Source organism: Alloalcanivorax sp. C16-2, from assembly GCF_046507615.1.
GTDB classification, from domain to species: domain Bacteria; phylum Pseudomonadota; class Gammaproteobacteria; order Pseudomonadales; family Alcanivoracaceae; genus Alloalcanivorax; species Alloalcanivorax marinus_A.
The window spans coordinates 187620-211032 of record NZ_JBKFTL010000001.1; the positions used below are offsets into that span (position 1 = coordinate 187620).

General features: G+C 65.9%; 26 protein-coding genes. 11 read left to right on the forward strand and 15 right to left on the reverse strand.

Going from position 1 to position 23413, the window contains the following annotated elements:
- Positions 1–65: 65 nt before the first annotated feature.
- Together ACLD02_RS00905 and ACLD02_RS00910 are read left to right on the forward strand one after the other, a co-directional pair.
- Complete coding sequence (locus tag ACLD02_RS00905) at positions 66–1100, forward strand: type IV pilus twitching motility protein PilT (protein WP_203104443.1); 1035 nt, start codon at positions 66–68, stop codon at positions 1098–1100.
- Positions 1101–1138: 38 nt separating this feature from the next.
- Complete coding sequence (locus tag ACLD02_RS00910) at positions 1139–2260, forward strand: PilT/PilU family type 4a pilus ATPase (RefSeq protein WP_203104441.1); 1122 nt, start codon at positions 1139–1141, stop codon at positions 2258–2260.
- A gap of 164 nt (positions 2261–2424) precedes the next feature.
- Here ACLD02_RS00910 and ACLD02_RS00915 read toward each other — a convergent pair whose 3' ends face one another.
- From ACLD02_RS00915 to ACLD02_RS00935, 5 genes are all read right to left on the reverse strand, one after another.
- Complete coding sequence (locus ACLD02_RS00915; protein ID WP_410297715.1) at positions 2425–3315, reverse strand: NAD(P)/FAD-dependent oxidoreductase; 891 nt, start codon at positions 3313–3315, stop codon at positions 2425–2427.
- Positions 3305–3748, reverse strand: a complete 444-nt coding sequence (locus ACLD02_RS00920; RefSeq protein ID WP_203104436.1) for an Rrf2 family transcriptional regulator — start codon at positions 3746–3748, stop codon at positions 3305–3307. The genes ACLD02_RS00915 and ACLD02_RS00920 overlap by 11 nt, the downstream gene beginning before the upstream one ends.
- Positions 3749–3844: 96 nt before the next feature.
- The gene (locus ACLD02_RS00925; protein ID WP_203104432.1) at positions 3845–4702 is read right to left on the reverse strand and encodes a pirin family protein; all 858 of its coding nucleotides are present in this window, start codon (positions 4700–4702) and stop codon (positions 3845–3847) included.
- Positions 4703–4746: 44 nt separating this feature from the next.
- Positions 4747–5751 carry a glutathione S-transferase family protein gene (locus ACLD02_RS00930; RefSeq protein ID WP_203104428.1) on the reverse strand — a complete coding sequence of 335 codons (1005 nt, stop codon included), beginning with the start codon at positions 5749–5751 and terminating at the stop codon, positions 4747–4749.
- A gap of 42 nt (positions 5752–5793) precedes the next feature.
- Positions 5794–6417, reverse strand: coding sequence for an FMN-dependent NADH-azoreductase (locus tag ACLD02_RS00935; RefSeq protein WP_203104425.1), 624 nt, complete (start codon positions 6415–6417; stop codon positions 5794–5796).
- A 99-nt stretch (positions 6418–6516) separates the two neighbouring features.
- On the opposite strand from ACLD02_RS00935, the gene ACLD02_RS00940 reads away from it, so the two are divergent.
- Together ACLD02_RS00940 and ACLD02_RS00945 are read left to right on the forward strand one after the other, a co-directional pair.
- Positions 6517–7416: a LysR family transcriptional regulator gene (locus ACLD02_RS00940; RefSeq protein WP_410297716.1), complete on the forward strand. Its 900-nt coding sequence runs from the start codon at positions 6517–6519 to the stop codon at positions 7414–7416.
- Positions 7417–7488: 72 nt separating this feature from the next.
- Positions 7489–8013, forward strand: a complete 525-nt coding sequence (locus tag ACLD02_RS00945) for a DUF4136 domain-containing protein (protein WP_203104420.1) — start codon at positions 7489–7491, stop codon at positions 8011–8013.
- Here the strand turns inward: ACLD02_RS00945 and ACLD02_RS00950 are convergent.
- Both ACLD02_RS00950 and ACLD02_RS00955 read right to left on the reverse strand, forming a co-directional pair.
- Complete coding sequence (locus ACLD02_RS00950; protein WP_410297717.1) at positions 7985–9292, reverse strand: ATP-binding protein; 1308 nt, start codon at positions 9290–9292, stop codon at positions 7985–7987. The two genes, ACLD02_RS00945 and ACLD02_RS00950, sit on opposite strands and share 29 nt — an antisense overlap.
- A complete protein-coding gene (locus ACLD02_RS00955) occupies positions 9289–9951 on the reverse strand; it encodes a response regulator transcription factor (RefSeq protein ID WP_203104414.1) in 663 nt (220 codons plus the stop codon). The genes ACLD02_RS00950 and ACLD02_RS00955 overlap by 4 nt, the downstream gene beginning before the upstream one ends.
- A gap of 113 nt (positions 9952–10064) precedes the next feature.
- Between ACLD02_RS00955 and ACLD02_RS00960 the strand changes: the two genes are divergently transcribed.
- Complete coding sequence (locus ACLD02_RS00960; RefSeq protein WP_203104411.1) at positions 10065–10892, forward strand: TlpA family protein disulfide reductase; 828 nt, start codon at positions 10065–10067, stop codon at positions 10890–10892.
- Positions 10893–10895: 3 nt separating this feature from the next.
- Positions 10896–11465, forward strand: coding sequence for a thiol:disulfide interchange protein DsbG (gene dsbG, locus ACLD02_RS00965; RefSeq protein ID WP_203104408.1), 570 nt, complete (start codon positions 10896–10898; stop codon positions 11463–11465).
- 271 nt (positions 11466–11736) lie between these two features.
- On the opposite strand, the gene ACLD02_RS00970 is transcribed toward dsbG, so the two are convergent.
- Genes ACLD02_RS00970 through pyrR form a run of 3 tightly spaced genes read right to left on the reverse strand, consistent with a single transcriptional unit; the run spans position 11737 to position 14532 of the window.
- On the reverse strand, positions 11737–13017 hold the full coding sequence (locus tag ACLD02_RS00970; protein ID WP_203104405.1) for a dihydroorotase: 1281 nt from the start codon (positions 13015–13017) through the stop codon (positions 11737–11739).
- On the reverse strand, positions 13007–14020 hold the full coding sequence (locus ACLD02_RS00975) for an aspartate carbamoyltransferase catalytic subunit (RefSeq protein ID WP_203104402.1): 1014 nt from the start codon (positions 14018–14020) through the stop codon (positions 13007–13009). Before ACLD02_RS00975 ends, ACLD02_RS00970 begins: the two co-directional genes overlap by 11 nt.
- On the reverse strand, positions 14017–14532 hold the full coding sequence (gene pyrR / locus ACLD02_RS00980; RefSeq protein ID WP_274380678.1) for a bifunctional pyr operon transcriptional regulator/uracil phosphoribosyltransferase PyrR: 516 nt from the start codon (positions 14530–14532) through the stop codon (positions 14017–14019). The genes ACLD02_RS00975 and pyrR overlap by 4 nt, the downstream gene beginning before the upstream one ends.
- Before the next feature lie 195 nt (positions 14533–14727).
- Between pyrR and ACLD02_RS00985 the strand changes: the two genes are divergently transcribed.
- Positions 14728–15303 carry a DUF2780 domain-containing protein gene (locus tag ACLD02_RS00985; protein ID WP_203104395.1) on the forward strand — a complete coding sequence of 192 codons (576 nt, stop codon included), beginning with the start codon at positions 14728–14730 and terminating at the stop codon, positions 15301–15303.
- Between the two features lie 20 nt (positions 15304–15323).
- Here ACLD02_RS00985 and ACLD02_RS00990 read toward each other — a convergent pair whose 3' ends face one another.
- From ACLD02_RS00990 to gshB, 5 genes are all read right to left on the reverse strand, one after another.
- Positions 15324–16616: a Fic family protein gene (locus ACLD02_RS00990; protein ID WP_203104393.1), complete on the reverse strand. Its 1293-nt coding sequence runs from the start codon at positions 16614–16616 to the stop codon at positions 15324–15326.
- 149 nt (positions 16617–16765) lie between these two features.
- Positions 16766–17170 carry a Holliday junction resolvase RuvX gene (gene ruvX / locus ACLD02_RS00995; RefSeq protein ID WP_410298620.1) on the reverse strand — a complete coding sequence of 135 codons (405 nt, stop codon included), beginning with the start codon at positions 17168–17170 and terminating at the stop codon, positions 16766–16768.
- Positions 17170–17733 (reverse strand): YqgE/AlgH family protein, encoded by a 564-nt coding sequence (locus ACLD02_RS01000; RefSeq protein WP_203104391.1) that lies wholly within the window; start codon positions 17731–17733, stop codon positions 17170–17172. The genes ruvX and ACLD02_RS01000 overlap by 1 nt, the downstream gene beginning before the upstream one ends.
- A gap of 59 nt (positions 17734–17792) precedes the next feature.
- On the reverse strand, positions 17793–18662 hold the full coding sequence (locus ACLD02_RS01005; protein WP_410297718.1) for an energy transducer TonB: 870 nt from the start codon (positions 18660–18662) through the stop codon (positions 17793–17795).
- An 80-nt stretch (positions 18663–18742) separates the two neighbouring features.
- The gene (gene gshB / locus ACLD02_RS01010; protein WP_203104387.1) at positions 18743–19693 is read right to left on the reverse strand and encodes a glutathione synthase; all 951 of its coding nucleotides are present in this window, start codon (positions 19691–19693) and stop codon (positions 18743–18745) included.
- Between the two features lie 283 nt (positions 19694–19976).
- On the opposite strand from gshB, the gene pilG reads away from it, so the two are divergent.
- From pilG to ACLD02_RS01030, 4 genes are read left to right on the forward strand one after another with little or no spacing between them, the layout of a single operon-like run.
- Complete coding sequence (gene pilG, locus ACLD02_RS01015) at positions 19977–20354, forward strand: twitching motility response regulator PilG (protein ID WP_161382680.1); 378 nt, start codon at positions 19977–19979, stop codon at positions 20352–20354.
- Positions 20355–20388: 34 nt separating this feature from the next.
- Positions 20389–20757: a twitching motility response regulator PilH gene (pilH, locus tag ACLD02_RS01020; protein ID WP_161382681.1), complete on the forward strand. Its 369-nt coding sequence runs from the start codon at positions 20389–20391 to the stop codon at positions 20755–20757.
- 13 nt (positions 20758–20770) lie between these two features.
- Positions 20771–21319 carry a chemotaxis protein CheW gene (locus tag ACLD02_RS01025; protein ID WP_203104385.1) on the forward strand — a complete coding sequence of 183 codons (549 nt, stop codon included), beginning with the start codon at positions 20771–20773 and terminating at the stop codon, positions 21317–21319.
- 51 nt (positions 21320–21370) lie between these two features.
- Complete coding sequence (locus ACLD02_RS01030) at positions 21371–23395, forward strand: methyl-accepting chemotaxis protein (RefSeq protein ID WP_203104383.1); 2025 nt, start codon at positions 21371–21373, stop codon at positions 23393–23395.
- Positions 23396–23413: the final 18 nt, after the last annotated feature.

Here is a 23413-nt window from a genome sequence, read left to right on the forward strand (position 1 = left end):
ATGGCTCCCGGGGAGCGGTTAGTTTAAGACTCTGCGAATTTCTACTGAGAAGAATACCGAAACCCATGGACATCACCGAACTGCTTGCCTTCAGCGCCAAGAACGGCGCCTCGGATTTACACCTTTCCGCCGGGCTGCCGCCGATGATCCGCGTCGACGGGGACGTGCGCCGGATCAACCTGCCGCCCATGGAGCACAAGGAAGTCCACGCGCTGGTCTACGACATAATGAACGACAAGCAGCGCAAGGACTACGAGGAGTTCCTGGAGACCGACTTCTCCTTCGAGGTGCCCGGGGTGGCCCGCTTCCGGGTCAACGCCTTCAACCAGAACCGCGGCGCCGGCGCCGTGTTCCGGACCATTCCCTCCAAGGTGCTGACCATGGAGGATCTGGGCATGGGCAAGGTGTTCCAGAACATCTCCGACTTCCCGCGCGGCATCGTGCTGGTGACCGGCCCCACCGGCTCCGGTAAGTCCACCACGCTGGCGGCGATGATGAACTACATCAACGAGACCCGCTACGAGCACATCCTCACCATCGAGGACCCGATCGAATTCGTGCACGAATCCAAGAAGTGCCTGGTCAACCAGCGGGAAGTGCACCGCGATACCCTGGGCTTCGCCGAGGCGCTGCGCTCGGCCCTGCGGGAAGACCCGGACATCATTCTGGTGGGCGAATTGCGGGACCTGGAAACCATCCGTCTGGCGCTGACCGCCGCCGAAACCGGGCACCTGGTGTTCGGCACCCTGCACACCACCAGCGCCGCCAAGACCATCGACCGGGTGGTGGACGTGTTCCCCGCCGAGGAAAAGTCCATGGTGCGCTCGATGCTCTCCGAATCCCTGCAGGCGGTAATCTCGCAGACGTTGATGAAGAAAAACGGCGGTGGCCGGATCGCGGCCCACGAGATCATGATCGGCACCGCCGCGATCCGTAACCTGATCCGCGAGGACAAGGTGGCGCAAATGTATTCCGCGATCCAGACCGGCGGCGCCCTGGGCATGCAGACCCTGGATCAGTGCCTGCAAGGGCTGGTGCAGAAGGGCCTGGTATCCCGCGAAGCGGCCCGGGAAAAAGCCAAGACCCCGGACGCCTTTTAAGACGGCCTTCTTGCCATAGAGCCATAGACGGAGCCCCCATGGAATTCGAGGATCTTCTCAAGCTGATGGTGCAGAAAGGCGGTTCGGACCTGTTCATTACCGCCGGCGTGCCGCCCAGCATGAAAGTCAACGGCAAGGTATTGCCGGTGACCCGCAACGCCCTGACCCCGGACATGACCCGGGACCTGGTGCTCAACGTAATGAACGACAAGCAGCGCAAGGAGTTCACCGAGCACCACGAATGCAACTTCGCGATCTCCGCCCGGGGCATCGGTCGCTTCCGGGTGAGCGCTTTCTATCAGCGCAACCTGGTGGGCATGGTACTGCGCCGTATCGAGACCAAGATCCCCAACGTGGACGACCTGCGCCTGCCACCGGTGATCAAGGACCTGGCCATGACCAAACGGGGCCTGGTGCTGTTCGTGGGCGCCACCGGCACCGGTAAATCCACCTCCCTGGCGTCGATGATCGGCCACCGCAACAAGAACTCGAAGGGGCACATCATCTCCATCGAGGACCCGATCGAATTCGTCCATCAGCACCAGGGCTGCATCGTTACGCAGCGCGAGGTGGGCATCGATACCGACTCCTTCGAAATCGCCCTGAAGAACACCCTGCGCCAGGCCCCGGATGTCATCCTGATCGGCGAGGTGCGCAGCCGCGAGGTCATGGATTACGCCATCGCCTTCGCCGAAACCGGCCACCTGTGCCTGGCCACCCTGCACGCCAACAACGCCAACCAGGCCCTGGACCGCATCATCCACTTCTTCCCCGCCGACCGGCACGGCCAGCTGTACATGGATCTGTCGCTGAACCTGCGCGGCATCGTCGCCCAGCAGTTGATCCCGACCCCGGACGGCAAGGGCCGGCGCGCCGCCATCGAGGTGTTGCTCAACACGCCGCTGGTGTCCGACCATATCCGCAAGGGCGAGATTCACCTGCTCAAGGCGTTGATGGGCAAATCCCGGGAGCAGGGCATGCAGACCTTCGACCAGGCGCTCTACGACCTCTACGACGCCGGCGAGATCACCTACGAGGACGCCATCGCCCACGCCGACTCGCCCAACGACCTGCGCCTGATGATCAAACTCGGCAACGAAACCGATGCCTCCAGCCTGGATCACGCCACCCGTGGCCTGACCATCGAGAACCCGGACTGAGCCCGGAAATGGCTCTGCGCCTGGCGCGGCTGTTCGGTAATACGCCGGATTTCTGGCTCAACGCCCAGCGGGCCGTGGACCTCTAGGACGCCGAGCAGGCGATCCGCGACCAGCTAGAGCGCATCAAACCGCTAACCGCGGTTTGACAGTCGCTCCGACCTGGCTCACGGGGTGGGCAGCGCCAGTGACTGGTGCGTGGCGGTACCCGCCATGGCACCATCACCGATTGCCAGCGACACACTCCCGGCACCCCGCGCCAGGTCACCGCAGGCGAACACGCCCGGCACCGTTGTAGCCTGGCGAGCGTCTGTTTTGACCACGGCCCCCATTGGTGTATCACTGGTTTCGCAGCCCAATTGTGCCGCCAGGTCACTGGCCGGCCGAATGCTGGAAGCGACGAACAGACCGGCCAGCGAAAATGACCGGCCGTCAACCAGGCACACTTCCGCTTCGCCCTTCACCGCCGACACCGGCACTTCTTCCAGCCGGACACCACGCTCCCGCAGTTGCGCGCGCTGGTCCGCATCAGGCATCAATGCACCATTGGTGAAAAAGGTGGTCGGGCCCCATTCGGGGATCAGCAATGCCTGGTGCATCGACATGGGGCCAGTGGCCAGCACACCCAGCTCGCCCCGGTTCAACTCGTAGCCATGGCAATAAGGGCAGTGCAGCACGGTGCGCCCCCAGCGTTCCCACAGTCCGGAAACCGGCGGCAGTTGATCGACCACGCCGTAAGCGAGAATCAGGCGCGCACCCTGAAACCGGTCGCCGCCCTCCGTGATCACCTCGAAGCACTCCTCGGTCCGCGCCACCCGGGCGGCGCGATCATCGCGCCAGGTCGCATCCGGGTAAACCAGCAACTGGGCACGACCGTCGGCGGCAATGGCCGCCGGGTCGCGTCCGTCCTGGGTCAGCACACCCTGAGAGTGGCTCGCGAAACGGTTGCGACGCTGCCCGCCATCCAACACCAGCACCCGGCGCCGGGCACGCACCAATTGCAACGCCGCGGCCATACCCGCGTAACTGCCACCTACCACGATCGCATCAAACCGCATCGTCGCTCCGCCTGTGTAAACGTTCATGGAAATCGGCGCTGAGCGCCGCCAGGGTAATTTCACCGAAACGGTCCAGCAGCACGGTCTCCGCCTCCTGGAAAGCCTGCTCCATGGCGGCATTGACGGCTTGTTCCACCAGGCAATCCGGCGACTCGGTACGGTGCCCCAGGGCCAACAAACCGGGTTCACCCAGGGCCACGTAAATGTCACGCAAAGTCACATCACTCAGGTCCCGGGCCAGACGCCACCCGCCGCCGTGGCCTTTTTCGGAGTGCACCATGCCATCACGGCGCAACCCCGCCAGGACGCGACGGATCACCACCGGATTAGTGCTCATCATCGAAGCCAGCGCTTCGGAGGTCAGGGGGCGGTCGGCTTCGGCCATGTGCAGCAGCACGTGGAGCACGCCGGATAATCGACTGTTTCGTTTCATGTAACTTATGTTATTACATGAAATAAATAAAAACAAACCCCCGGTTCATGGAACGAACCGGGGGTTTGTTTTGGGGACGGAAACGAAAGGGCGCGTTCAGGCCGCCGGTTCGGTGAGGGTACCGGCGCGGTAGTCGCGCAGGGCCTGCTCGATCTCTTCCTGGGTGTTCATCACGAAGGGACCGTACTGGGCGATGGGCTCACCCAGGGGCTTGCCCGCCAGCAACAGCAGCCGCGCGCCCCGGGCGCCGGCTTCCAGGGTCACCTGGTCGCCGTCATCAAGCACCGCGGTGTGTTCCGCCGGCACCGCCTCACCGGCCACGCTCACGTCGCCCTCGAACAGATACAGAAAGGCGTTGTAACCGGCGCTGACGGGCACCGTGAGCCGCTCATCCGGCCGCAGGATCACATCCAGGTAGAGCGGATCGGTGGTGCCGCCACTGACCGGCGCGGTGAGCGTTTCACCGTCCAGCGTCACCTCACCGGCGATCGCCTTCACCTGGCCGCCGCCGGGCAGATCCAGGCGCGGCATCTCGGTGTCGGCCACGTCCCGGTAGCCGGCGGGCTTCATCTTCTCGGCGGCGGGCAGGTTGATCCACAGCTGGAAACCACGCAGCAGGCCGTCCTGCTGCTGGGGCATTTCCTCGTGGATGATGCCGCGCCCGGCGGTCATCCATTGCACCCCGCCCTGCTTGAGGTCGCCCTCGTTACCCAGATGATCACGGTGCTTCATGTGCCCTTCGATCAGATAGGTCACGGTTTCGAAGCCACGGTGCGGGTGCGCCGGGAAACCGGCGATGTAGTCGTCCGGGTTGTCCGAGGAGAAGGCGTCCAGCATCAGGAACGGGTCCAGCCGCACCGCCGGGTTGTGGCCCAGAGCGCGCTTCAGACGGACACCGGCGCCATCGGACGTTTCCAGCGCGCGGATGGTATGCAGTACGCGACGTTCTTTCATGGTTGCCTCCTCGCCCTGTCGGGCTTCTGTCCCGCGACGCCCGGTCAGGCGACGCGTATCTCCCGCTCGCCCAGACGTTCCCGGTCATGGGGCGCGGACAGATTCAGTTCCGGGCCAATGGGGATGATCCCGTGCGGGTTCACCGTGGGATGGCTGCGGAAATAGTGATGACGGATGTGATCCATCCACACGGTCTCCGCCACCCCGGGCAATTGATACAGCTCGTGCAAAAAGCCGTTCAGATTCGGGTAATCGACGATGCGCTTGCGGTCGCACTTGAAGTGCGTGACGTACACGGCATCGAAGCGCACCAGGGTGGTCCACAGCCGCAGATCCGCCTCGGTGAGCGTGTTGCCCACCAGGTAGCGGCTTTCGCCGAGCCGGCGCTCCAGGTCCTCCAGGGTCTCGAACAGGGCGGTCACCGCCTCGTCGTAGGCGTCCTGACCGGTGGCGAAGCCGGCCTTGTAGACACCGTTGTTGACCCGGTGGTAGATCGGCTCGTTGATCGTCTCGATGGCCTCGCGGAGGTCCTCGGGATAGTAGTCCCCGGGCCGCGCGCCCAGATCATCGAAGGCACCGTTGAGCATGCGGATGATTTCCGCCGACTCATTGCTGACGATGGTCTCGCGCTCCTTGTCCCACAGCACCGGCACCGTCACCCGGCCGGTGTAATGGGCGTCCGCCTTCAGGTAGAGCTGGTAGAGTTTGTCCAGGCCATACAGCGGATCGCCGGTGGCGCCGTTGAAGTCATCGCGCAGCTCCCAGCCATTCTCCAACATCAATGGATGCACCACGGACACGCCGATGTGCGCCTCCAGCCCTTTCCAGGCGCGCATCACCAGGGCCCGGTGGGCCCAGGGGCAGGCGTAGGACACGTACAGATGGTAGCGACCCTTCTCCGCCTTGAAGCCACCCTCGCCGGAGGGGCCGGCGGCGCCATCGGCGGTTACCCAGTCGCGGAACTGGCTTTCCGAACGCTGGAAACGCCCGCCGGTGCTCTTGGTGTCGTACCACTTGTCCTGCCACTGTCCATCGACCAGCAATCCCATGGTTCCTCCTGCTTTGTTCCTTGCGCGTATTCGCGGCCGCCCTCAGGCGGCCGCCGTGTCCAGGGCCGCCAGCTCGGCGGCGATGTCCGCCTCGGCCCGGGCCAGCGCCTGCTGCTTGACCTCATCGCTGATGTTGAGGCCCTCGGCGTAAACGAAGCGCACGTCCCGGATGCCCATGAACGAGAAGATCTGTTTCACGAACACCGTGGTGGTCTCGTAGGGCTGGCCGACGTGAAAGCCGCCGTGGGCGGCGAACACCCGTACCGGCTTATCATCGATGAGGCCCACCGGGCCGGTCTCGGTGTACTTGAAGGTCACGCCGGCGCGGGCGATGTGGTCAATCCAGGCCTTGAACTGAGTGGGCGCGCCGAAGTTGTACATGGGCATGCCGATGACCACCAGATCCGCGTCGCGCAGCTCCTGGACCAGGGTGTCGGAAAGCGCCAGGACCGCCTTCTGATCCTCATTCAGACTCTCGCTGAAGCCGCGCAGGGCACCGGCCCGCTCCAGATCCAGGTGCGGCACGCCATCGGCGACCAGATCCCGGACCACCACGTCGGTGTCCGGATGGCGTTCGCGGTACCCGTCGATAAACACCCGGGCCATCCGGCTGGACTGGCCTTCGTCACCAAACAGGCTGTTTTGCAGATACAGAATACGGGTCATGGCCCTGTCTCCATCGAATTTCGGAATGACACCATTGTGATTTCTGATGATCCGATATAAAACAGGGCAATTCTGCTCAATATGGCCTAATCATTCGATATGTCGACCAAAATCACCCTGGACCAATGGCAGGCACTGATCGCCGTGGTGGACGAGGGCGGTTATGCCGCCGCCGCGGAAGCGCTGAACAAGAGCCAGTCGGCGATCAGCTACGCGATTCAGAAGATCGAGACCGAGCTGGGCGTGCGCGCGTTCACCCTGGAGGGACGGCGCGCCAAGCTTACCGAGACCGGCAATCTGCTGTACCGGCAGGCCAAGGTGCTGCTGGAGGAAGCCGGTCGCATCGAGAGCAGCGCGATCCAGTTCGGCCACGGGTGGGAGCCGCTGGTGCGGGTGGCGGCGGATGGCCTGTTTCCCCAGGAGCGAGTGCTGTGTGCCCTGGTGAATCTGGCGGAGGAAAGCCCGCTGACCCGGGTGGAGTTCCAGGAAACCATCCTTTCCGGGGCCGAGGAGGCGTTGCTGCGCCACGAGGCGGACCTGGTGATCACCGGCCGGGTGCCGCCGGGCTTCATGGGCGACCACCTGACCCGCATCCGCTTCGTGGCGGTGGCGGCGCCGGACCATCCGCTGCATCACCAGGGCTCCCTGGGACTGGACGATCTGCGGCCGCACCGGCAGCTGGTGCTGCGCGACTCCGGCCGGCGGCGGCTGGATTCCGGCTGGCTGGGGGCGGAGAAGCGCTGGACCTTCTCGCACAGCCATACCCGCCGCCAGGCGCTGTTGCGGGGCCTCGGGTTCGCCTGGGTGCCGGAGACCGACATCGCGGCGGATCTGGCCGCCGGCTCCCTCCTGGCGCTGCCCCTGCGCGAGGGCGTGCACCGCTATCAGGAGTTGTATATGGTCTATGCGGACGGCCAGTACGCGGGCCGCGCGGCCCGTTTCCTGGGCGAGGGCATCAAGGCCGGGTTGGCATCCGGCGGGCATCCCCCGCCGTCTTGACGCCAGCATGCCGGTGCCGCTTTATACTGCTTAAGGTTTCAGCAAACACGGTTTCATCCAAGGAGAAACACCATGCGCTGGTTTGCCCTCTTCCTCGCTCTGACGCTGGCCGGCTGTGTGTCGCCGGTGGTGGTGGACCATCGCGCCGGCACCGATTTCAGCGCTTACCGCACCTATGCCATCGATCCGCCGGAACAGGATGAAGGCGCCTTGAGCCTGGACGGCCAGCGGACCCAGGAGGCCCTGCGCCGGGAACTGGCGGCACGGCCACTGGAGAGCGCCGGCAAGGACGGCGCCGACCTGCTGGTGCGCTACCGCTTCGTGCCGGTGGAAAAATTCCAGGGCAGTACCCTGCAATTCGGTTTCGGCTGGTTCGGCAACGGCTATGGCCTGTCCACCAGCACCCCGGTGGAAGGCGAAACCTACAAGGAATACAAACTGCAGGTGGCGTTCGTGGACCGCGCCACCAAGAAAGTAGTGTGGGAAGCCACCAGCCGCGACACCCTGTACGAGAATCTGAGCAGCGAACGCCGCGCCAAGCGCATCGACGCCATGGTGGTGGAAATGCTCAAGCGCTATCCGCCGGCGGCCAGCTGACCCTGACCCGAAGGCCGCCGCCGGGCGCGGCGGCCAGGGCCACCCGGCCCCCGGTGCGCCGCATGATGGTGGTGACGATGGCCAGTCCCAGCCCACGACCGCCGCCATGGCCCCGCCAACCGCGCTCCAGGGCCCGGCGGCGCTGTTCCGGGGCCAGACCCGGCCCCTGATCATCGATGCACAATCCAACCCGGCCTTCGCCCACCGCCGTCAGCACGATGTCGCCGCCTTCCGGGCTGTGCCGCACGGCGTTTTCCAGCACATTGCGCAGCACGATGCGCACCAGCCCGGCGGGCGCCGCCGGGGTACCGACGCTGACCGCGCGCCGCACGCTCAGGCCCTGTTCGCGAATCGGCGCCGCCAGTTCCTCCAGCACCTCGTCCAGCACCGTGCCCAGGGCCGCCCGATCCGCCGGCGCACTGCGTTCCCGGGCCAGGGCCAGTAGCTGATCAAGACTGTGGCCGAGCCGCTCCGCCGCTTGCTGGGCGGCATCCCGGGCGTGTTCGGCGCGCGCGCCGTCGGTGCGCTGGGCCACCTGCAACTGGGTGCGAATCGCCGCCAGCGGGGTGCGCAATTCGTGGGCCAGATCGTCGGTAAGACGCCGCTCCCGGTCCAGGGCATCGCGCTCCCGACCCAATACCTGATTGAGCGTGGCGACCATGGGTTCCAGCTCCACCGCGCCGGGTGGCGTGGCCACCGCGCGACCCTCGCCGGCGCCCCGTTCGGCAAGCTGATCGCGCAGCGACGACAGCGGCCCCAGCGCCCGGCCGACCGCCCACCACACCAGCGCCAGGCTGGCCAGCAGCCCCAGGCACAGCGCCACCAGCAACACCAGGGCCACCTGCCGCATGAAACCGGTGCGGCCAGCCATGCGCTCCGCGGACGCCACCCGCAGCTCGCCCTGGGTGACGGTGTAAACGCGCCATACCTCTCCGTCCAGGCGGCGCTGGCCAAAGCCGTCCCGAGCCAGTGCCAGGCCGCCTTCCGGCGCGCCGCCGGAGCGCGCCAGCAGTTCGCCGCGCAAACCACTTACCTCGCAGGCGATACCGCGCAGCGGCAGCCTCCCGCCTTGCGTCAGGGCCGCGGGCGCCGCCGCGCCGGCGTCCACCAGCGACGCCACCATCCGCGCCGAGGCGGCCAGGCGCTCGTCCAGCACCGCCGCTACCCGGTCGCGCACCTCATGGTGCAGCCACACCGCCAGCACCATCCACAGCACCGACAGGCCCAAACCCAGCCCCAGCAGCAGGCGGCCACGCAGGCTCGAAGGCGCCAGCCTCATGGCGGCGCCCCCAGGCGGTAACCCTCACCGCGCACGGTTTCGATCAGCCCTTCACCGAACTTGCGGCGCAGGCTGTGGATGTGCACCGCCAGGGCGTTGCTCTCCACGCTCTCGGTCCAGCCGTAAACCCGGTCGGCCAGTTCATCACCGGTAAGCACCCGGCCCCGGGCACCGAGCAGTGCCTGCAGCAAAGCCCGCTCGCGACGCGGCAGCGCGATTTCCCGGTCCGCCAGCCAGACCCGCTGCCGGGCCGGGTCGAAGCGCAACCGACCGTATTCCACCAGGGGCGCGGCGCGCCCCTCCGCGCGCCGCAACAGGGCGTGCGCCCGCGCCACCAGCTCATCCAGGTCGAAGGGCTTTTCCAGGTAATCGTCGGCACCGGCGTTGAGGCCGGCCACCCGGTGGGCGACGCCATCCCGGGCGGTGAGCACCAGTACCGGCTCATCCCGGCCCTGGCGGCGCCAGTGGCGCAGCAAGCCCAGGCCGTCCCGGTCAGGCAGTCCCAGATCCAGAATCACCAGATCAAAGGCGGGGCCCGCCAGGGCCGCCTCGGCGGCGGCGCCGTCGGGCACCCAGGCCACGGAGAAACCGTGCACCTCCAGGCCAGCCTGCACGCCATCGCCGAGCAGGGCATCGTCTTCCACCAGCAGAATGTGCATGATTGCTCCCGCCGTTCACCGTGCCGGCCACCATGGAACGCCGTTATTAACCCGGCGTTAATCATCGGCGGCCAGCCTTTGCCCGACAACCGCCCCGGAGAGAAACCACCGTCATGACCGCCTTCAACCTGGGACCGCTGGCCCTGCCCCTGGCACTGCTGCCCTGGCTGGCCGGTGCGCTGGTGGCCTGGGCCCTGGCCGCCTGGCGGCGCCGCCGGGAGCGGCCGGACGCCGAACCGGTACTGAGCTGGATGCTGTTCAGCGCCCTGCTCGGCGCGCGGCTGGCGTTCGTGATCCGCTATGCCGACCAGTACGCCGGCCCGGTGGCCATGCTGGACCCGCGCGACGGCGGCTTCTGGTGGCCCGGGGCCCTGGCCGGCGCCCTGCTGGGGCTGGCGCTGGCGCGCTGGCGCGGCCATGGCAAGGCGTTTCCCGAGACTGGAAGGGCGCTGCTGGCCGGAGCCCTGGCGGCGTTTTTCACCACATTGGTGCTGGCCCCCCTGCGACCGGGTGCGACGCCGGTGCCGGACGTCACCCTCCATGCTTTGAGCGGTGAGCCGGTCTCCCTACGCCAGGCCGCCGCCGGACGGGTCACGCTGATCAATCTATGGGCCAGCTGGTGCCCACCCTGCCGCCGGGAGATGCCCGTGCTGGAGCAGGCTCAAAGGGTCTATCCGGCGGTGCGCTTCCTGTACGCCAACCAGGGCGAGGGCGCGGACACCGTGCGTCGCTACCTGAGCACCGAGGGCCTGCGCCTGGAACGGGTTTTGCTGGACCCTCACCGGGACCTGGGCCGCGCCCTGGGCGGCGGCCTGCCCACCACCTTGCTGCTGGACGCCGACGGGCGCCTGGTGAACAGCCACCTGGGGCCGCTGTCGGCGGCCAGCCTGCGGCATTTTCTGCGCCCCCATTTGCCACCCGAGCCATCCGAGAAGGAGTGAACCGTGCCGTTATTCCGCCGTTGTTATCCCCTGGCCTTGCTGGTGCTCGCCCTGCTGGGCGGCACCGCCGCCCGCGCCCAGGACGCCACCGAGGACCGGGCCGCCCTGGAAAAACAAATCTTCGAGGTGTTGTCACGCAGCCATTGGGTGGCGGAGGGCGCCACCGACCCGGACCGGGTGGTCTATACCTTCACCGACATGAAGTGCCCCTACTGCACCCGCCAGTGGCGAGAGATGCAGCCGCTGCTGAATGACCCGGATAACCGCACCCAGGTGCGCCATGTGATCGTCGCCGTGTTGCGCCCGGGCAGTTACCCGACGGGCGCGGCGGTGCTGGCGGCGGACGATCCGGCGACGGCCCTGGCCCGGGGTCAGGAGGGTGAGCTGGCGCCGCTGGACCCGGTGCCCGAGGAGACGGGCCGGCAGTTGCGGGAAAACAATGCCCTGATGCGGGAATTCGGTATCCGTGGCACTCCGGCCACCATCTTCCGGGACCCCGACGGCAAGCTGCAGTTCGCCCCCGGCGTATTGCAGCCGGAGACCCTGCGCAAGCTGGTGTTCCAGATCGATTAGGGCCTGTTCACACTACTTGCATCGCGCCTGCCGGGTGTCATTTTGGACCTCCAGCCAGGCGGAGGGAGCGCCGTTTGGTCAGTCCAAATAAGCGACCGACAACGACGCTGGAGGTCCAAAAGGGCGCCAGCCCTTCGGGTTGCGGCTATAAATCCACCCCTCCGCGTTACTCGTCGTTCATTTGGAGCCACCAAACTTCTCTCCTCGTGCCTTGATGGGTGGATTTATAGCCGCAACAGGCGCGAGGCAAGTAGTGTGAACAGGCCCTGTGTCAGTCGCTCAGCCAGCTGACCCGGCCCTGACAGACGGTGAGCCTCACCACGCCGGGCAGGCGGCTGTGCAACCAGGGCGAGTTACGCCCCGCCGACAGCCAGTGGCTGCCCGGGGTGCGGCTCTCTTCCGCCGCCAGCACGCACAGGCTGGCTGGCCGGCCGGGCTCCAGATGCCCGGCCTGGATACCGAGGCAACGAGCCGGCGCGGCGGTGACCGCGTCCAGGGCCCGGGCCAGGGGCAGGGCGCCATCCTCGACCAGCTTAAGCATCAGCGGCAGCAGGGTGTCGAGCCCGGAAATCCCCGGCTTGGTGGAAGGGAAGGGCGCCGCCTTGCTGGAGGAACCCACCGGCTGGTGCTGCGAGCAGACCGCGTCGATGGTGCCGTCGGCCACCGCCGCCAGCAGCGCTTGCCGGTCGGCGGCGCCGCGCAGGGGCGGAATCACGTGGCACTGGCTGTTGAAGCCTTCCACCGCGGATTCGTCCAACAAAAGATGGTGAACGCTCACATCGGCGGTAACCGGCAACCCCCGCGCTTTGGCGGCACGCAGCAGGGGCAGGGAGTCACGACTGGAGATCTGCTGGAAATGGGCGCGCACGCCGGTGGCTTCCACCAGCAGCAGGTCCCGGGCCAGCTCCACCGACTCCGCCACCGACGGAATGCCCGGCAGACCCAGCCGCGAGGCCACCGGGCCGTCGTGGGCGCAACCGCCGGCGGACAGGGCCGCCTCCTGGGGCCGGAACATTACCGGCAGGTCGAAGGTGGCGGCGTATTCCAGACCCCGCTTGAGCACCAGGGCATCGGCCAACGGCGCGCCGGCCTGGCCGGCGGCGATGCAGCCGGCCCGGGCCAGGGTGGCCATTTCCGCCAGCTGCACGCCTTCCAGCCGCTGGGTCAGCGCCGCCACCGGCAGGACCCGGGCAAACCCGGCCTGGCCGGCCTGCTCCCGGATCAGCCGTACCATGGCGGTGGAGTCCACCGGCCCGCAGTCCGGCTGGGCGGCCAGGTGGGTGATGCCGCCGGCGGCGGCGGCGCGGGTTTCCGAGGCGATGTCGCCGGCCCGGCCGCTGCCCGGCACGGACAGGTGCACACAGCTATCCACCAGGCCGGGCAGTACCCACAGGCCCTCGGCCTCGATGATCTCGGCGCCGGGGGCGTCCAGGCTGGCGCCAATGCGCGCCAGGCGGCCGTCTTCCACCAGCAGGTCGGCGACCTCGTCGCGGCCGGAAGCCGGATCGATCACGCGGCCCTTGCGGATCAGCAGATGCGCCTTAACGGCCATGCTCGCCCCCTTGCTCCGGATTCTGGCTGCTTTCCTGGCCGCTGATGGCCATGGACATCACCGCCATGCGCACGGCGATGCCGAAGGTCACCTGGTTGAGGATCACCGAGCGCGGCCCGTCGGCCACCTCGGAGGCGATTTCCACGCCCCGGTTGATCGGGCCGGGATGCATGACGATGGCGTCCGGCTTGGCGTGGCGCAGCTTCTCGTTGGTCAGGCCATAAAGGCGGAAGAATTCCCCCTCGCTGGGCAGCAGGGCGGAATCCATGCGCTCCTTCTGCAGGCGCAGCATGATCACCACATCCACGTCCTTGAGACCCTGGGCCATGTCCGTGAACACGGTGACGCCGAGGCCCTCGGCGTCCACCGGCAGCAGGGTGCGCGGGCCGATCAGCCGCACTTCCTCGGCGCCCAGGGTGTTGAGGGCATGGGCCTGGGAGCGCGCCACCCGGGAGTGCAAAACGTCACCGACGATGGCCACCCGCAGGCCGGCAAAACCGCCCTTGTAGTGGCGAATGGTGTACATATCCAGCATCGCTTGGGTGGGGTGGGCGTGACGACCGTCGCCGGCGTTGATCACCGACACCTGAGGCGTCACTTCGTTGGCGATGAAGAAGGGCGCGCCGGAGTCCTGGTGACGCACCACGAACATGTCGGCGGCCATGGCTTCCAGGTTGCGCAGGGTATCCAGCAGGGTCTCGCCCTTGCTGGTGGCGGACTTGGAAATATCCAGGTTGAGCACGTCGGCGCTGAGGCGCTTGGCGGCCAGCTCGAAGGTGCTGCGCGTGCGCGTGCTGGACTCGAAGAACAGGTTCACCACCGTCTTGCCGCGCAGCAGGGGCACCTTCTTGATGGCGCGCCCGCCCACGTCGACGAAACTGGCGGCGGTGTCCAGGATGTCTTCCAGCAGGGAACGGGACAGGTGTTCAACGGAAAGGAAGTGGCGCAGCTTTCCGTCTTCGGTGAGCTGCACGCGGGAGGAGGGCGGCGGCGCAAGCGTCATTCGTCAGCCTTTACGGGGATCTCTATCACCTCCGCGACCAGAGGCGCGGGCCCGCGTAATTCTACCCGCTGATGGGGCGGCAATGCCAAAGTTTCCCCACAAATATCGGGACGGATCGGCAATTGGCGGTGGCCGATGTCAAACAGCACCGCCAGCCGGATCGACGCCGGCCGGCCATAGTCGAACAGTTCGTTCATGGCGGCGCGGATGGTGCGCCCGGTCATCAGCACATCGTCCACCAGCAGGATGTGGGCACCATCCACGTCAAACGGCAGGTCCGAGGGCTGCACCGCGCGCTTGAGGCCGCGGGTGTCGAAATCGTCACGGTAGAAACTGGCGTTCAGCGAGCCCAGTGGCGCCGGCCGGGTCAGCCTGTCATTGAGCGCCCGCGCCACCCAGGCACCGCCGGACTGAATGCCCACCAGCGCCGGCGCGCCGTCACCGTATTCGGACGCCACCTGCTCCGCCATGGCGGCGAGCCGTGCGTCGATGTCCGCTTCGTTCCAGCGCAAGGAAGTCTCCTGAATGATGGATGGCATGGGAACCGGCGTAGATTAGCAGATGGACGCCGCTTTGCGAGCCGCTTCCGTGCCATCGGGCCAGCGGGCGGTTACACTCGCGCGGCTGTCATGCCCGGTCACCGGGCGTTACCGTCGCGCCCACATGGGCCGCCTCTTTCATGGACCCAGTATTTTAAGGACGTATCAATGAAGACCCTTGGAAAAACCCTCTCCGCCGCCGCCCTGCTGGCCGTGTTCGCCCATCCCGCCCAGGCCTTCGACCTCAAGGGCGCCATGGACTCCGCCAACAAGGCGGTGGACCAGGCCCAGCAGAAAGCCAATGACGCCACCAGCCAGTCCCAGGCGGCGGTGAACAAGGCATCCGGCGACTGGCAGGTGGCCGGTGACACCGCCACGCTGGTCAACGACCTGTCCAGCGAGCTGGGCATTTCCAAGCAGCAGGCCGCTGGCGGCAGCGCGGCGCTGTTTTCCATGGCCCAGTCCCAGCTTTCCGGCGAACAATTCAGCGGCGTGACCAGCCAGGTGTCCGGCCTGAGCGCCCTGCTCGGCGGCGGCGACAGCGACGACAAAGGCGGCCTGATGAAAGCCGCCCTCGGCAACGTGAACACCCTGGCCGGCGTACAGAGCGCCTTCAGCGCCCTGGGCCTGAACCCGGAAATGATCAGCCAGTTCACCCCGATCATCACCCAGTTCCTGGGCAATCAGGGCGTCGCCGGCTCCGTGATCGGCACCCTGCAAAACCTCTGGACCCCGGCTCAGTAACGCGCCGGTCGCCGGGGCGCCTACCCGCCCCGGCGACGTGTCTTCAGACGCCGTTTCAGGCGCTCCGAAGCGTCCGCCCGGGCCAGGAACTCCACCGTCTTCCCGGCTTTGAGAGGCACCAGAACCTCCAGCTCCTCAAGGGTGCGCAAATCGGCGCGGGCGGTATTCTCCGACACGTCGAACAGGTTCTTCACTTCCTTGGCGGTAAACCCCACCCCCGGGTTCTTCAAGGCCTGACGCAACAGCATGCCCTGCCGGTGATTCAAGCGCCGACCGATGCCCATGTTCGCCAGCCAGTCCATCAGTTCCAGGTATTCCCGCCGCTTGGCCGCCACGTATTCCAGGAAGGCATCGATGGCCCGTTGAATGATACGCAGTTGATAGACCACGAAGTAGGTCAGGTCATTGTCGTCGCTTTCGGTGAACAGATAGGCCTCGCCGTACTGGATGGGCGCGTCTTTCAATAACGCGCTGATGGAGATGTACTCGAACGGCCAGTAGCCCGCTTTCAACATATACCAGTAGAACACCGCCCGGGCGGTGCGGCCGTTGCCGTCCACGAACGGGTGCTCGTAACCGATCATGAAGTGCAGAATGATCGCCTTCACCGCCGGATGGATAAACATCCGCCCGTCGCGACCGTCGTGATTTTCGTTGGCGAAGCGGCACAGTGCCTCAAGCCGCTCCGGCAGTCGCCGCGCCGCCGGCGGACGGTGCGCCACGTCGCCATCCCGATCCACCACCACGTCATCGCCTTGCCGGGGTTCACCGGGCATCACCCCGGGCTGGGTGGTGTCATGGGTGGCCAGCTCATGGAAGCGGAAGATCAACGATGGATCCAGGTGTTCTTCCCGGGCCCGCTTGGCTTCCTTCATGAGCAGGTAGTTGTTGAATACCATGCGCTCATCCTCGGTGCACGGTCGGCGCTCCCGGATCAGCATGTCCCGGGCCACCTCCCGGGTGGTGGCCGCGCCCTCCAGTTGGGCGCTGGAGATCGCCTCCTCCATCATCAGGGTTTCCACCAGATATTGTTCGCGCTGGCCGTGACTGGACAGGTCGAAACCACCCTCCCGCAGGGACGGCGCGCAGAGCCGGTCGATGGCGTGGAGGGTGCTTTCCACGGTATCCGGTGTGCAGAAACGAAAGGGACGACCGCCCGCCGCGTTCAAGGGGATGGGCTTAAGGAGGCTTTGCCGGGCCAGCTTGACCGCCACCCAGACCGCCTCCTTGTCGACCCCGGCGGGCAAACGGCGACGCAGATCATGCCAATGCAGGTAGCGACCTTTTGCGTCGACGGTGCCATATCGAGCCATGGCATCCACAACAGCGCTCGCCCTGGAAGAAAAAACGTCATCTATATCAGGAGGTTGGCTTATTCTTGCCATTTTCAGCTCAATTATTTGAAAATTGAGTTGAATATCGCTCGCCAGGCCCCGGCGGTCAAGCCGGCGAAGGCGCCGGCTCAGGGGGCGATCGGCTCGGCGCCGTTGAGGTAGCCCTCGGCGATGACCACCGCGGCCATGGAATCCACTTTCGGGTCCGGGCCGCGCTGGCCGGTGCGCTCGCGGGCCTCGCGGGTGGAAAGCCGCTCATCGACCATCGCCACCGGCAGGCCGAAGCGGCCGTGCAGGCGGCGGGCGAATTTGCGGGCGCGGGCACTGGAGGGGCTTTCACTGCCGTCCATGTTGAGGGGCAACCCCACCACCAGGGCATCCGGTCGCCATTCGTCGAGCAGGGCGGCGATCCGCCGCCAATCCGGCTGGCCGTCCCGGCAGGGCAACGGCGCCAGCGGCGAGGCGGTGCCGATCACGCCGTTGCCGCTGGCGACGCCGATCTTGCGGGTACCGTGATCGAAGGCGAGCAGGATCAACCGTGTCCCACCTGCGTGGCGATCAGGCTGATGTCCACGCCCAGGTGAGCGGCGGCGGCCTGCCAGCGTTGATCAAAGGGAATGTCGAGCACCAGTTCGGGGGTGCTGGCCACGCTCAGCCAGACGTTGTCCGCCAGTTCCCGTTCCAACTGGCCCTGATCCCAACCGGCATAGCCAAGGCACACCAGCGTGGCTTCCGGGCCTTCGCCCAGGGCGATGGCTTCCATGATGTCACGGGAGGTGGTCAGGCACAGGCCATCGGCCAGTTGAATGCTGGAGTCCCAGAGCCGGGCGGTGCTGCGATGCAGCACGAAACCGGAATCCTGCTGGATCGGCCCGCCGGCCACCACCTGGTGGTGATCCGAGGGCGGCACTTCCACTTCGATGTCCATGTCCGCGAGGATATCGTTGAGGCTCAGCGATACCGGGCGGTTCAGCGTCAACCCCATGGCGCCTTCCGTGCCGTGTTCCACCACATAGGTGACGGCATGCTCGAAGTTGGGATCGTCCATCTGCGGCATGGCGATCAGAAGCTGGTGTTTCAGACTCGCACTCTCCATGGCCACAGTATCCGGTGCCGATCCGGCCAGGGCAAGACGACGGGCCAGGGTTTTCGGCTCTATTGGGAGGACACCCGGCGGCCGGCGTCGAAACGCCAGGTCCGGATGATTTCCAGCACGTCCATGCGCTCGCGCATTTCCGTGGTGAAGGGGTCGAACGGCGCCGCCAGCCGCACGCTCTGTATCGCCGCCTGATCCAGGAAGCGGTGGCCGGAGGATTCCAGCACCTTGAGCTCCTCGATGCTGCCGTCCCGGCGCAACGCCACCATCAGCCGGACCCCGCCGAAGGTGTTGTTCTCAAGAGCCTGGCGCGGGAAATGGCGGGTACCGGTGACCTCCACCTTGCGTCGGAAGGCATCAATGTAGGCGGCTTCATAGTGCGCCTTGGTGGACACCGAGGTGAGCCGGCGAATGCGCGGGCGCTTGGCGTAGGCCTGCTTCTGCTGGTCCAGGCGCGCCTGCAGGCTGGCGATCTCGCGGCTCAGTTCATCCATCTGATCACGCTCGGCCTCCGGCTCGGGGCGCTCTTCCTGGCGGTCGCGCTGTTCGCTGGTGGTATCGCGCTCGCTGGCGGCCCGGGTAACGATGATCTTCTGGCGGGTCACCGGGCGCGGCTGCCGGGCGGTGGGCGGCTGCAACTGGACGTCACGGGTGTCCGGATCACTGAACGGCGCCGCCTCGGTGGTGGTCAGTTCGCGCTTGCCCTGCTCGGTGCCGGCGCCGGCCTGGTTGGCCTGGGCGATGAAGTCCGCCTCCTCCGGCGCGTCGTCGGCGCGGTGCATGGCCAGCGTCACTTCCAGGCTGTTGGGCGCGGCACGGGGTTGCTCCGGCGCGAAACTCACGCCGAACAACACCAGGCCGTGCACGGCCAGTGCCAGAAACAATGTGAAGCCGAGCCGGTCGGCGGCGGTAACCTGAGGAGCAGCCATGAAGGATCTTGCGTCTTTATTATTGGCCCGATTGTCCCCCGAAAGCGCCACGCCGCCCAGGACGTAGCGCGCATTTCGTCCTATCGGCCGCGCAGTTCGAGCAGGGCGTCGAACAACTGGCCGGCGATATTGATGCCGTAGATCTGGTCCAGCTCACGCACGCAGGTGGGGCTGGTCACGTTGATTTCGGTGAGGTAATCGCCGATCACGTCCAGGCCCACGAAGTAGAGCCCCTTCTCCTTGAGCACCGGCCCCACCTGCTGGCAGATCCAGCGGTCGCGGTCGGTGAGCTCGCGGCCCTGGCCGGTTCCCCCGGCGGCCAGGTTGCCCCGGAACTCTCCTTCCTTGGGAATGCGCGCCAGGGCATAGGGCACCGGCTCGCCGTTGATCATCAGGATGCGTTTGTCGCCATCGGTGATCTCGGGGATGAAACGCTGGGCCATCACCGGCGTTTTGCCGTTTTCGGTGAGCACATCGATGATCACGCTCAGGTTGGCGCTGCCCGGCTCGATGCGGAACACATTGGTGCCGCCCATGGCATCCAGCGGCTTCATCACGGTGTCACCCTGCTCCTTTACAAACTCGCGCAGGAGGTTGGCGCGGCCGGACACCAGGGTGGGCACGCAGCATTGCGGGAAATCGGTGGCGAACAGTTTTTCATTGCTGTCACGGACACTGGCTGGTCTGTTGACCACCGTCACGCCCTGCCGCTCCACTTTCTCTAGCATGTAGGTGGCGTACAGGTAGGCGGCGTTGAAGGGCGGGTCCTGGCGCATCAGGATCATATCCATGCCCACCAGGGCGCGGGCGGATGGCTCGCCCAGGGTGAACCAGTCCTGATTATCGTCGCGCACGGTCAGGTCGCGGGTCAGCGCCCGCACCTCGCCGTCACGCACGTACAGATCGGCCGGCTCCATGTAATGGAGGGTCCAGCCGCGGCGCTGGGCTTCCAGCAGCATGGCCAGGGTGGTGTCTTTCCAGGGTTTGATGTGGTCGATGGGGTCCATCACCACGCCGATATTCAGGCTCATGGGGGCTCCAGAACGGATCGCGACAGGGGTGCCGGGCAATGGTATCAGCGCCTTGGCCGGGCCGCTACGGGACGCTTTTCTCAGGTCTCACAGGGTCTTATAGATTGAATGTAGAATCTGTGTTAAAACCTCGGCTTGGGCTGTTTCACCCAGTAGAGCCTCGGAAAAACGCCCTAGGGGATCGGCGGGGGCTCCCGGGCGCTGCCTGGCACACGCATATAAAAAAGGCCTCCGATTACAGGACGTTGCGGCCCGTAACGGTTCACGGTAAAGGCAGTTCTCCATGACTGACAATTTCCAAGACCTCAAGGTAATGGTAATCGACGACTCCAAAACCATCCGTCGTACCGCCGAGACCTTGTTGAAGAAAGCGGGTTGCGAGGTGATCACCGCCACCGACGGCTTCGATGCCCTGGCCAAGATCGCCGACAGCAAACCCAGTATCATTTTCGTGGACATCATGATGCCGCGACTGGATGGATATCAGACCTGCGCGCTGATCAAGAACAACAGCGCCTTCAAGGCGACCCCCGTGATCATGCTCTCCTCCAAGGATGGCCTGTTCGACAAGGCCAAGGGGCGGATCGTCGGTTCCGATGAGTACCTGACCAAGCCGTTCTCCAAGGACGAGCTACTGGGGGCCATTCGTCAGCACATTTAAACGCCGCCGCGGTGCTCAACCCGAAGAGGAAAAGATGGCACGCATTCTTATCGTCGACGACTCTCCCACCGAGTGCTACAAACTGCGGGAGATTCTGGAAAAACACGGCCACCACGTGCTGGAAGCCGCCAACGGCGCCGACGGCGTGGCTCTGGCCCGCTCGGAGCTGCCCGACCTGGTGCTGATGGACGTGGTGATGCCCGGCCTGAACGGTTTCCAGGCCACCCGCCAACTCACCAAGGGCGCCGACACCGCCCATATCCCGATCATCATCGTTACCACCAAGGACCAGGAAACCGATCGCGTCTGGGGCAAGCGCCAGGGCGCCAAGGACTACCTGACCAAGCCGGTGGACGAGGACGTGCTGTTGCAGACCGTGGATCGGCAACTGGCCGGCGCATGACGGCGGAGGCCCGATGAGCACCGCCGCTTCCGCCGCCTTCATCAAGCTGGCGGACTATTTTGTCCGTTGCCGCCAGCAGGCCGCCGACCTCCCCATGCAGGAGGACGCGGTCGATTATTGGAGCGGTGTCGGCTTCACCCTCGATCAGCGCCGGTTCGTGGCGCCCATGGACGAGGTGTCGGAAATCCTCTCGGTGCCCGCCTACACCCGGGTGCCGGGGGTGATGCAGTGGATGAAAGGGGTGGCCAATGTCCGTGGCCGCCTGATGACGGTCATGGATTTAAGTCGTTTTCTCGGTCAGCCCTCGGAGTTGCAGGAGAAACGGCGCAGACTGTTGGTGCTCGATCAGGATGATCTGTATACCGGCGTGATCGTGGATGAGGTGCTTGGCATGCAGCACTTCCCCCTCGACGCGTACCGGCCGGTGCCACCGGAGCGGGAAGAGCACGTGGGGCCTTACCTGCGCGGCGGCTATCAGAGGGACGGGGAACTCTGGTCCGTGTTCAGCCTCAGGCGGCTGGCACAGGATCCGCGCTTCATGCAGGCGGCCCGCACGGGCTGACGGCATGGCCGCGCTGGGGAGATAAGAACAGAGCCAGGCCAGGAGCCAGTTATGAAGTTCAAACCGGGAAACTTGTTCAGCAAGGCGCGGGGGGGCGCGGGCGGTAATCCGCTGAATATCGCCCTGTATGTCGGGCTTGCCATTTTCATCGCCCTCGCGCTGGCCAACTTCCTGCTGTCCGCCACCCGGGCCAACCAGGCACAGGAGAACATCTCCACCGCCTCGGAGCTGCGCGTGGTGTCCCAGCAGATCGCCAAGAACGCCCTGGAGGCGTCCTCGGGCAACGCGGACGCCTTCGCGCTGCTGCAGGATTCCCGGGGTGATTTCCAGGCCGCCTGGAACCAGCTGAAACAGGAGCCCATGGCCGACGAACAGGTCAAGCAGCGCCTGCAGTCGCTGTGGGACCAGGCCAGCGACAACACCGCCACCATCATCAACGGCCGCAACGCGGTCCTTGATCTGCACGAAGTGGCCGACACCCTGGCCCAGGCCATTCCGCAATTGCAGTCCGAGTACGAGGCGGTGGTCGACATCCTGGTGGAAAACAACGCCGCCCCCGACCAGGTGGCCTTCGCCCAGCGCCAGATCTGGCTCACCGAGCGTATTCTGCGCTCCATCTCCCGGGTGCTGGAAGGCGACGACAACGCGGTGATCGCGGCGGACAACTTCGGCCGCGACGCCACCGAGTTCGGGCGCGTGCTCAACGGCATGCTGGAAGGCGACCCGGCCATGGGCATCGAGCGCATCACCAACCCCGAGGCGCTCAACTATCTGGGCCGCATCTCGCGGCTGTTCGACGAATTCGTGACCCAGTCCGTGGATGCCATCCTCTACACCGCGCCGGAGCTGTTCCAGGTGGCCAGCGCCGCGGACAGCATCTTCCGCACATCCCAGGATCTGCTGCAGGAATCCACCAACCTGAACGAGCAGTTCGAGCGCAGCACCGCCGGCCTGTTCCCGTCACTGTGGCTGGGCGCGGTGTGCGCCGGTATCGCGGTGCTGATGTTCTTCCTGATCATGCTGCAGCGTAACCGCGAGGCGGCCCGCCGCCGTAACGAACTGGAGAGCGAGAACCAGCGTAACCAGGCGGCGATTCTGCGTCTGCTGGACGAACTGGGCGACCTGGCGGACGGTGACCTGACCGTGGAAGCGACGGTGACCGAGGACTTCACCGGCGCCATCGCCGACTCCATCAACTACTCCATCGACCAGCTGCGCAGCCTGGTGCAGACGATCAACAACTCCGCCGTGCAGGTGGCCTCCGCCGCCCAGGAAACCCAGTCCACCGCCATGCATCTGGCGGAAGCCTCCGAACACCAGGCCCAGGAAATCGCCGGCGCCTCGGCGGCGGTGAACGAAATGGCGGTGTCCATTGACCAGGTATCCGCCAACGCCGCCGAGTCCGCCGCGGTGGCGGAAAAAGCGGTGGCGATCGCCAACAAGGGCGCGGAGGTGGTGCAGGCCACCATCCACGGCATGGACACCATCCGCGAGCAGATCCAGGAAACCTCCAAACGGATCAAGCGGCTGGGTGAATCCTCCCAGGAGATCGGTGACATCGTATCGCTGATCAACGACATCGCCGACCAGACCAATATTCTGGCATTGAACGCCGCGATTCAGGCCTCCATGGCCGGTGAAGCGGGTCGCGGCTTCGCGGTGGTGGCGGATGAGGTGCAGCGCCTGGCGGAACGTTCCGCCGCCGCCACCAAGCAGATTGAAACCCTGGTGAAAACCATTCAGACCGACACCAACGAAGCGGTTATCTCCATGGAAGCCACCACCGCCGAGGTGGTGAAAGGCGCCCGGCTGGCCCAGGACGCCGGTGTGGCGCTGGAGGAAATTGAAAACGTATCCAAGAACCTGGCTGACCTGATCCAGAACATTTCCAACGCGGCGCGCCAGCAGGCCGCCTCCGCGGGTCACATCTCCAACACCATGAACGTGATCCAGGAAATTACCTCGCAGACTTCCGCCGGTACCACCGCCACCGCCCGCTCCATTGGCGACCTGGCGGAAATGGCCCAGGAGATGCGCAATTCAGTGGCCGGCTTCCGCCTGCCGGAACATTCCTGAACCGGCCTGAGCCGGTTC

Coding starts and splice junctions, on each gene's coding strand:
- ACLD02_RS00920 (WP_203104436.1), bottom strand. CDS start 3,748: ATGAAACGAAACAGTCGATTATCCGGCGTGCTCCACGTGCTGCTGCAC.
- ACLD02_RS00960 (WP_203104411.1), top strand. CDS start 10,065: ATGACCGCCTTCAACCTGGGACCGCTGGCCCTGCCCCTGGCACTGCTG.
- ACLD02_RS00975 (WP_203104402.1), bottom strand. CDS start 14,020: ATGACGCTTGCGCCGCCGCCCTCCTCCCGCGTGCAGCTCACCGAAGAC.
- ACLD02_RS01030 (WP_203104383.1), top strand. CDS start 21,371: ATGAAGTTCAAACCGGGAAACTTGTTCAGCAAGGCGCGGGGGGGCGCG.
- ACLD02_RS00990 (WP_203104393.1), bottom strand. CDS start 16,616: ATGGCTCGATATGGCACCGTCGACGCAAAAGGTCGCTACCTGCATTGG.
- ACLD02_RS01005 (WP_410297718.1), bottom strand. CDS start 18,662: ATGGCTGCTCCTCAGGTTACCGCCGCCGACCGGCTCGGCTTCACATTG.
- pilH (WP_161382681.1), top strand. CDS start 20,389: ATGGCACGCATTCTTATCGTCGACGACTCTCCCACCGAGTGCTACAAA.
- ACLD02_RS00950 (WP_410297717.1), bottom strand. CDS start 9,292: ATGAGGCTGGCGCCTTCGAGCCTGCGTGGCCGCCTGCTGCTGGGGCTG.
- ACLD02_RS00945 (WP_203104420.1), top strand. CDS start 7,489: ATGCGCTGGTTTGCCCTCTTCCTCGCTCTGACGCTGGCCGGCTGTGTG.
- ACLD02_RS00925 (WP_203104432.1), bottom strand. CDS start 4,702: ATGAAAGAACGTCGCGTACTGCATACCATCCGCGCGCTGGAAACGTCC.
- ACLD02_RS01000 (WP_203104391.1), bottom strand. CDS start 17,733: ATGGAGAGTGCGAGTCTGAAACACCAGCTTCTGATCGCCATGCCGCAG.
- ACLD02_RS00970 (WP_203104405.1), bottom strand. CDS start 13,017: ATGGCCGTTAAGGCGCATCTGCTGATCCGCAAGGGCCGCGTGATCGAT.
- ACLD02_RS00930 (WP_203104428.1), bottom strand. CDS start 5,751: ATGGGATTGCTGGTCGATGGACAGTGGCAGGACAAGTGGTACGACACC.
- ACLD02_RS00955 (WP_203104414.1), bottom strand. CDS start 9,951: ATGCACATTCTGCTGGTGGAAGACGATGCCCTGCTCGGCGATGGCGTG.
- ACLD02_RS00915 (WP_410297715.1), bottom strand. CDS start 3,315: ATGCGGTTTGATGCGATCGTGGTAGGTGGCAGTTACGCGGGTATGGCC.
- ACLD02_RS00910 (WP_203104441.1), top strand. CDS start 1,139: ATGGAATTCGAGGATCTTCTCAAGCTGATGGTGCAGAAAGGCGGTTCG.
- ACLD02_RS00985 (WP_203104395.1), top strand. CDS start 14,728: ATGAAGACCCTTGGAAAAACCCTCTCCGCCGCCGCCCTGCTGGCCGTG.
- ACLD02_RS00905 (WP_203104443.1), top strand. CDS start 66: ATGGACATCACCGAACTGCTTGCCTTCAGCGCCAAGAACGGCGCCTCG.
- ACLD02_RS00940 (WP_410297716.1), top strand. CDS start 6,517: ATGTCGACCAAAATCACCCTGGACCAATGGCAGGCACTGATCGCCGTG.
- gshB (WP_203104387.1), bottom strand. CDS start 19,693: ATGAGCCTGAATATCGGCGTGGTGATGGACCCCATCGACCACATCAAA.
- ACLD02_RS01025 (WP_203104385.1), top strand. CDS start 20,771: ATGAGCACCGCCGCTTCCGCCGCCTTCATCAAGCTGGCGGACTATTTT.
- ACLD02_RS00935 (WP_203104425.1), bottom strand. CDS start 6,417: ATGACCCGTATTCTGTATCTGCAAAACAGCCTGTTTGGTGACGAAGGC.
- pilG (WP_161382680.1), top strand. CDS start 19,977: ATGACTGACAATTTCCAAGACCTCAAGGTAATGGTAATCGACGACTCC.